This window comes from Aeromonas sp. QDB25 (genome assembly GCF_027707725.1).
Taxonomy (GTDB): domain Bacteria; phylum Pseudomonadota; class Gammaproteobacteria; order Enterobacterales; family Aeromonadaceae; genus Aeromonas; species Aeromonas caviae.
The window spans coordinates 42028-48761 of record NZ_JAPCIZ010000030.1; the positions used below are offsets into that span (position 1 = coordinate 42028).

General features: G+C 62.7%; 10 protein-coding genes. 4 read left to right on the forward strand and 6 right to left on the reverse strand.

All coding sequences use genetic code 11. The features are described 5' to 3' along the window. Positions 1-7: 7 nt before the first annotated feature. Positions 8-856: an NADPH-dependent 7-cyano-7-deazaguanine reductase QueF gene (queF, locus tag PG883_RS12300; RefSeq protein ID WP_043152474.1), complete on the reverse strand. Its 849-nt coding sequence runs from the start codon at positions 854-856 to the stop codon at positions 8-10. Positions 857-961: 105 nt separating this feature from the next. Here queF and syd point away from each other — a divergent pair, with 105 nt between their 5' ends. Further along, positions 962-1510 (forward strand): SecY-interacting protein, encoded by a 549-nt coding sequence (syd, locus tag PG883_RS12305; protein WP_010673386.1) that lies wholly within the window; start codon positions 962-964, stop codon positions 1508-1510. Between the two features lie 86 nt (positions 1511-1596). On the opposite strand, the gene PG883_RS12310 is transcribed toward syd, so the two are convergent. From PG883_RS12310 to PG883_RS12330, 5 genes are all read right to left on the reverse strand, one after another. Next, positions 1597-2382 carry a Zn-ribbon-containing protein gene (locus PG883_RS12310; protein ID WP_010673387.1) on the reverse strand — a complete coding sequence of 262 codons (786 nt, stop codon included), beginning with the start codon at positions 2380-2382 and terminating at the stop codon, positions 1597-1599. A gap of 9 nt (positions 2383-2391) precedes the next feature. Then, positions 2392-2697 carry a DNA-binding protein gene (locus tag PG883_RS12315; RefSeq protein ID WP_010673388.1) on the reverse strand — a complete coding sequence of 102 codons (306 nt, stop codon included), beginning with the start codon at positions 2695-2697 and terminating at the stop codon, positions 2392-2394. Positions 2698-2878: 181 nt separating this feature from the next. Further along, the gene (locus PG883_RS12320) at positions 2879-3115 is read right to left on the reverse strand and encodes a DUF2789 domain-containing protein (RefSeq protein ID WP_010673389.1); all 237 of its coding nucleotides are present in this window, start codon (positions 3113-3115) and stop codon (positions 2879-2881) included. Positions 3116-3174: 59 nt separating this feature from the next. Next, on the reverse strand, positions 3175-3471 hold the full coding sequence (locus PG883_RS12325; RefSeq protein WP_010673390.1) for a DUF3301 domain-containing protein: 297 nt from the start codon (positions 3469-3471) through the stop codon (positions 3175-3177). A gap of 68 nt (positions 3472-3539) precedes the next feature. Next, positions 3540-4568: a DUF3549 family protein gene (locus PG883_RS12330; RefSeq protein ID WP_039039422.1), complete on the reverse strand. Its 1029-nt coding sequence runs from the start codon at positions 4566-4568 to the stop codon at positions 3540-3542. A 197-nt stretch (positions 4569-4765) separates the two neighbouring features. Between PG883_RS12330 and PG883_RS12335 the strand changes: the two genes are divergently transcribed. The 3 genes from PG883_RS12335 (at position 4766) to PG883_RS12345 (ending at position 6502) form a co-directional block, all read left to right on the forward strand. Beyond that, complete coding sequence (locus tag PG883_RS12335; RefSeq protein WP_010673392.1) at positions 4766-5101, forward strand: YqcC family protein; 336 nt, start codon at positions 4766-4768, stop codon at positions 5099-5101. Further along, the gene (gene truC, locus PG883_RS12340; protein ID WP_373870915.1) at positions 5101-5877 is read left to right on the forward strand and encodes a tRNA pseudouridine(65) synthase TruC; all 777 of its coding nucleotides are present in this window, start codon (positions 5101-5103) and stop codon (positions 5875-5877) included. The genes PG883_RS12335 and truC overlap by 1 nt, the downstream gene beginning before the upstream one ends. A 184-nt stretch (positions 5878-6061) precedes the next feature. Continuing rightward, positions 6062-6502 (forward strand): flavodoxin, encoded by a 441-nt coding sequence (locus PG883_RS12345; RefSeq protein WP_043152293.1) that lies wholly within the window; start codon positions 6062-6064, stop codon positions 6500-6502. The last annotated feature ends 232 nt before the right edge of the window (positions 6503-6734 follow it).

Below are 6734 nucleotides of genomic sequence, written 5' to 3' on the forward strand. Positions count from 1 at the left end.
CCGGTGATTACTGGCGAATGAGGCGCAGGTTCGCCGGAACCGGCTCCCAGTCGCTGCGGAAAGGGTTGATGTCCAGGCCGCCGCGGCGGGTGTAACGGGCATGGACGGTCAGTTGTTCCGGGGCGCAGAAGTGTTTGAGATCGGTAAAGATGCGCTCGATGCACTGCTCGTGGAACTCGTTGTGCTGGCGGAACGAGATGAGGTAGCGCAACAGCTTCTCCCGGTCGAGGCGCGGGCCGCGATAGTGGATCACCACGGATCCCCAGTCCGGCTGGCTGGTCACTAGGCAGTTGGACTTGAGCAGGTGGCTGTGCAGGGTCTCCTCCACGATCTCGCGACCGGCGGCCCCTTGCAGCAGGGTCTCGTCAAACTCGTAGCCATCCACCTCGATATCCAGGTTGTCGATGCACTCACCGGGCAGCTGGGCTATCTGGTGGGTGGCCTGGTCGAGGGTGAAGAGGGTGACGCTCACCGGGGCACCAGCGCAGCCACTCAGGTCCTGAACCAGCAGCGCTTGCACCGCCTCCAGGGAGTCGCAACGGGTCTGGTTGAAGGAGTTCAGGTAAAGCTTGAACGACTTGGACTCGATGAGATTCGGGCTGGTGGCCGGCACAAAGACCTCCCCGATGGCAACCACGGGCTTGCCTTTGGCATTGAGCCAGGAGAGTTCATACAGGGTCCAGACGTCGCTCCCCTGGAAGGGCAGTTCACCTCTCAGGCCAAGATCGTCGCGGTTCAGGCTGCGTGGCACGGGCTGCAGCAGACTCGGGGTGTACTGGCTGATGTAGGCTGACTGCTGCCCCAGGCTCAGGCCTTGCAGCGCACTGGCGCCGGCGTATCTCTCTTGTTTGCTCATGCTGGTTTGCTCACGCTTGTCTGATAAAGGGTTTGATGGTGCAATGGCCCGATTTTTCGATCAGGTACTTGCGGCCATCAGAGGCCGCTATTGTGGGGAATATCGATGTCGGATCAAGTCCTGTCTGCCCTGGAGCAGTTCTTTTTACGCTGGCAGCGCGATGGCGAAGGAAGGCGGGGGCTGCCCCTGTGTGACTGGGAGGCCGACTGGCGCTCTCCTTGCGAGCTGGATGAACCCAGGGAGGGTCGGGTAGCCTGGCGTCCGTTCCAGCGGGAGCAGGCAGCCGACTTCACGGCCATGGCGAACGCCCTGGAGCTGACGCTGCATCCCAGCGCCATCGCCCTGTTTGGCCACTGGTTCAGCCGCCCTCTGCCCTGCTCTTTCAAGGGGCTGCGCATCGAACTCATCCTGCCGTGGAACGATGCCGATCTGGATCTGCTCAAGGAGAACCTCATCGGCCACCTGCTGATGCTGCGCAAGTTGAAGCGATCCCCTTCACTCTTCATTGCCACGACCCGCAACGAGATGACGCTGGTGTCCCTCGATAACGAGAGCGGCCAGGTGTGGCTGGAGTGGCTGGACTCCGGACGGCGCCTGACGCTGGCCCCCTCGTTGCCGGCCTTTCTGGCGCGACTGGAAACCTTGCCCCAGTGATGCTCCAAAAGAGAGGGCCTTGCCACCTGGCAAGGCCCTCTCTTTTTATGGTGCCATTTTATTGCGCCATTGTGCGCGGTAGGCTCCTACTCCTTGAAGTCCCAGGAGAGGTTGGAGACCAGCCTGCAAGGCTCGCACCTGAAGTCGAAGATCTCGTGCAGGGGGGCGGCCAGCGCCCATGGACCACCACAGCCAGGGCAGGGGCGAGCCCGCTCTTCGGCGGCGCTCAGGCCGCCTACCCGGTAGAGATAGTAATAGGTGGGAATGCCGCTCAGGAGCTCCAGCCGTCTGGCGAGATCGCTGCCCCGGCGATGAAGGCGGCTGCCCACCTCGCCGATTTCGTGCAGGGCGGCGTGCTCGGCAATGGAGCCGTTCATCTGCAACTGATCGCAGGCCTCCCAATCTTCCTGCCACTTGATGATCTGCTTGTGGTCACCGTTGGCGACGGCGGGCAGCCGATAGAGCGGGATGGGGGCGAAGTGATCGCCACAGCGCAGGGGAGAGCAACTGTGCAGGAAGCTGGTGTAGAGCAGCATCCAGCTGGGACGCTCCCCCTGCTCTGCGCACGGGTCCGTGCTGTCCGAGAGCAGATCCGCCCCTTGCAGGTGGAGTTTGGGGGTGAGCAGGCCCGCCTGGTGCAGACCTTGCTCGGCAAGGGCGACCAGCTCGCTCTGGTTGTCAGGGTGCAGGCTGTCCTGCTCCGTGCAGACCACCCGGCTGACGAAATAGCCTTCGTGCATGCTGGTGGGAAACTCCCGCCCCAGGATCTGACCCTGATAGCGCAGCATGTCGAGGTAGTGGACGATGGCCCGTTCGGCCTCCCCGAGGGAGGTATCGCGGTAGCACTCAAAGGTGAGTTCGAGGATATACATGGCGATGGGTCAATCCGGCTTCTGGTTGAGCAGCAGATCGGTGAGGCGATCGACCTTCTGCTCCAGCCGGGCGAGCTGTTCGCTCAGTTGCTGAAGAGTGACGCTTTCCGTGGCCAAGGGGGACGCCTCGGGGGCACTGGCGGGGGCGGGCGCTGTCGCCGCGGGCTGGGGTTGTTGCTTCCACTGGCTCAACACCTTGAGCAGCTCGGCCATGGGCACGGGATGGCTGAGGCGGGCCTTGACCATGGCGGTAGAGGGGGTGATCCCCCTGGCACTGAGTTCGTTGGCTATCTGGATGATCTCTTGGGCTGACATCTTGGCTCCTGCACGGCCGTCTTGCTGCGGGTGGATAGTGGCACAGAGCTTAATCAAAGCCTGTCCATCAGGAAAGCGGAGCGAAGGGCGTGGGTGGCGAGAGGGAGGGGCGCCTGGGCGATGGAGGGAGGGGATTGGCGGCTCCGCGTCTACCCAACGCTGGCCGCCGGGAGTGGGGGGATCAGGTCCCCTGGCGCAGCATCACGTCCAGTTGGTCGATGGCTTCCGCCCAGTCGGCGTCGTGGCTGAGGGCATCGCGCAGAAAGTCTGCCTGGGAAGGAGTCCAGAACGGCGCGTCGGGTAACTGGGTATGGCGATCGATGGGATGGTCGCGGATAAAACGCTGCTGGCTGATGTCGTCACTGGCCAGCCCCAGCTGGGCAAACAGGGCGGCCATGTCATGGGTGAGCAATTCCATGTCGGTACTCCTTGGAAGGGGGCTGTGGAAGAGTATAGCCAGCCCCCGTGCTCTCAAATCTAGGAGGGGAGACGATGGGGTGGCAGTTCGACACCGGCGACATGCAGCCCCTGCATGCAGAGCTGTCCCTGATAATAGCTCTCTCCGTCGCTGGAGAACTCGAACTGGTAGTAGGTGAGCAGGCGCAGGGGCTTGTGCCCCAGGGCGCGGTGTGTCCGCGCCAGCGACAGCAGTTGCAGGTCGTGGTGCTGGCAGTAGCGGCGCATGTATTGCCAGGCCAGCTCCGCCTGGCGGCGCTGTTGCCAGAAGGCCCAGCCAACGAGGCCGAGCAGCAAGATCCCAAGCATTTCTCCCATCAGCGGGTTCCTTCTGTGATATGTGTGGGGCCCTGTTCACCCCAGGCAACAGGGCCGTCGTGCCGGGCCTAGGTGGCAGCGAACAGGCGACCGATGGCCAGACCCAAGGCCTCGCTGCGTTCGGGGTCACGCAGTTTTGCCAGCATATCATTGCGCAAGGCCGGTAGCGTGACGAGCTCGGCAAATACCTGGTTGAAGAACTGGGTGGGTTGCAGGGCGAGCTGCTCCAGAAACAGGCCGAGCAGTTCGGGGTGTTTCAGATCGGGCCAGAGGCGGCCAGCGATGGCGAGGAGCAGGGAGGGACTTGGCCGGGTTTGCAGCAGGGTCAACAGCTTGTTGGTGCGCAGTCCGTTGCCCGGGCAGGAGGCCAGTGCCCGGCACAGATAGGCCAGGGTTTCGGGGTCAGGCTCGGCGCACTCCTGCTCCTTGCCGATGCGCTCCAGCAATGCGCCTTGCAGGGCAGGGGGCAGGGGGGCGTTCTCCAGGCTCTGGCACAGGGCGTAAAGAGGGGCCTGCGGCAGCATGGGCAAGGCCTTGCAGACCAGTGCCAGGTTGCGTTCAACCTGCAGCCGCTCCGCGAGATCTGCAAACCCTTGCAGTCCCAGTGCCTGCCACCCCTCTTCCCCCGGCGCCGCCAGATAGTGGCAGAGGGCCTCGTAGTAAGCGGAAGGGGCTTGTTCCAGCTGGCGGGCCAGCTTGGCGTGCACACTGGCCATCTTGGCCTCGGCCGGACGGAAGGTGTAGGGGTTGTCCGCCAGACGCTGGGCCTTCTCTTCGTCCAGTTCACCGGTGAGCTTGTAGCCCAGAGTCTCTACCACCTGATCCATGAAATGCTTGGGGCCGCTGGAGATGAGCAGGCCGCGTTCATCGAGGGCGAACTTGAGGAACCAGAGGTAGTGCCTGGATTCGGTTGGCTGGAAGAAGTGCACGCCGAGCCAGGCGTGCTGCTGTAACGGCCAGGGGTAGGGCTCCTGCTGCTGCTCGATGCGCACGAAGAGGTCGCTGGGGAGCGGGCGCACCTGGCGGCCCAGATCGAACAGCTGGAACTGGGTATCGGCCTGGGTCAGAAACTCGGTCAGGGTGTTGATGGAAGACATGAAGAGATCCCGCTTGAAGATAATGCGGGCGATTATAAGGGGGCTGCACCAGATAGCCAGAGGCGGTGATGCAGGGTATGAAGGTGACGGTAACATGGCAGCCATTGCGGGGTCGGTGTATAGTAGCGCCCCTTTTTGATGGCCGTATTGAGTGGGGCCCCGTCGCAGACCGGGCCCGCGATGAGGAAGTGAGCGAGATGAATCAATATCTGCTGGTTGCCGGTCTGCTGGGAGAGCTGACTGCCGAGTTGCAACGTCTGGAACGCTGGCAAGCCGACCATCCGGGGAGCGAGGCGCTGGCAAGCGAGCTGCCGTTTTGTGTCGATACCCTGAGTTTCGATCAATGGCTGCAGTTCGTGCTGATCCCGCGTATGGAGCAACTGGTGCTGCTGCAGGCTCCGCTGCCGACCAGCGTCTCCCTCTATCCCATGGCAAGTGAGGTCTATAAAGAGGAGCTGGCGGAGGTCGAGGCCCTGCTTCGTCTGATCGCCCGTTTCGATCTGCTGCTCTCCGGCAAAGTGGTCGAACAATGATGGACGAGCAGACCCGGACAGCGGATGCCTTGCAGCCAACTCTGCTCTATCAGGATGACTGGCTGGTGGCGGTGAACAAACCGTCCGGTCTCCTGGTGCACCGCAGTTGGCTCGACAAGGCCGAAACCCGTTTCGCCATGCAGATGACCCGGGATCTGATCGGGGGTCGTCATGTCTACCCCGTGCACCGACTGGACAGGCCCACTTCGGGTGTGCTGCTGTTTGCTCTCGATCCTGCCGTGGCCCGTACCCTGACCGAGGCCTTTGCTGCCCGTCAGATCCACAAGGAGTACCTGGCACTGGTGCGGGGATGGGCCCCCGAAGAGGGGCTCATCGACTATCCGCTCAAGGAGCAGCTGGACAAGATTGCCGATGCCTTCAGCGACCCGGATCGCCCCGCCCAGGAGGCGGTGACCGCGTTTCGTCGTCTGCATCAGGTCGAGTTGCCCTTCGCCGTCTCCAAGAAGCATCCCACCAGTCGCTACAGCCTGGTCCGCCTCTTTCCCAAGACGGGGCGCAAGCACCAGCTGCGCCGCCATCTGGATCACCTGTTCCACCCCATCGTCGGTGATACCACCCACGGGGATGGCCGACACAACCGCTTCTTTCGCGAGCACTACGGGTGCGACCGCCTGCTGCTGATCGCGCACCGTCTGAGCTTCGAGCATCCGGTGCTCAAGGTGCCGATGCGGATCCAGGCGCCCCTGGGCCCCGAGGTGCTGGGTCTGTTCGCCCGTCTGGGCTGGCCTGCCAGCGAGCAAGACTACGGCGCCTGAGCCTCTTTCCATCTGTTGCCTCTGACCGGGCTGTGGCATGCTGTAGCCCAGGTACGTCAGAGGAATGACTTATGGCTCAACGAGATATCGCCTGCGCAATCGCGTGCCCCCCGCCTGTTCAGGGGGGCTCTTCCTACCCATCCCGGTCTTGCCGGGCCCAATGTCTGTCCCTGAGGAGTCGCTGATGGCCGAGATCGACATCCTGGTCGGCACCGTCTACGGCTCTGCCATGCTGGTGGCCGAGACCCTCTGTGACCACCTGCAAGCCGATGGCCATGTCTGCCAGATCTTCGATGACGCGGCGCTGACCGACATCGATGCCTCCCGCGTTCTGCTCATCGTGACCGCCACCACGGGGCAGGGGGATATACCGCCCAATTTGCAGTCCTTTGCCAGTGCTCTGGCCGATCGTGCTCCTTATATGAAGGGATGGCGCTATGCCCTCATCGCCATGGGAGACAGCAGCTATGAACACTTCTGCGGAGCGGGGCGATCGCTGGATGCCCTGTTGCAGGAGCTGGCTGCCGAGCCACTGGTTGTGCACCTGGAAATCGATGCGACGGTAGAAGATGAGCCTGAAGTGGCGGCGCTGGCCTGGTTGAAAACCTGGGAAAATAGACTGTAGCCAGACCCTTCTCCCCGAGAATAAATTCACCTCCGTGAGTGTGCTGTCGGGGGGGGGTTATTTTTGGGGCGTCACGCCTCAGCCCCCAAATATATCCTCTCTTTCGTCCGGTTATTTTTCTGTATCTATTCACCAGGACGGGGTTGACGGCATCAGTTCTGCCGGGATGGGATAATCTGTCTTCTCGATGCACGCCCTGACCACGGCCCTCAACCACTCCTGTGGGCAGCGG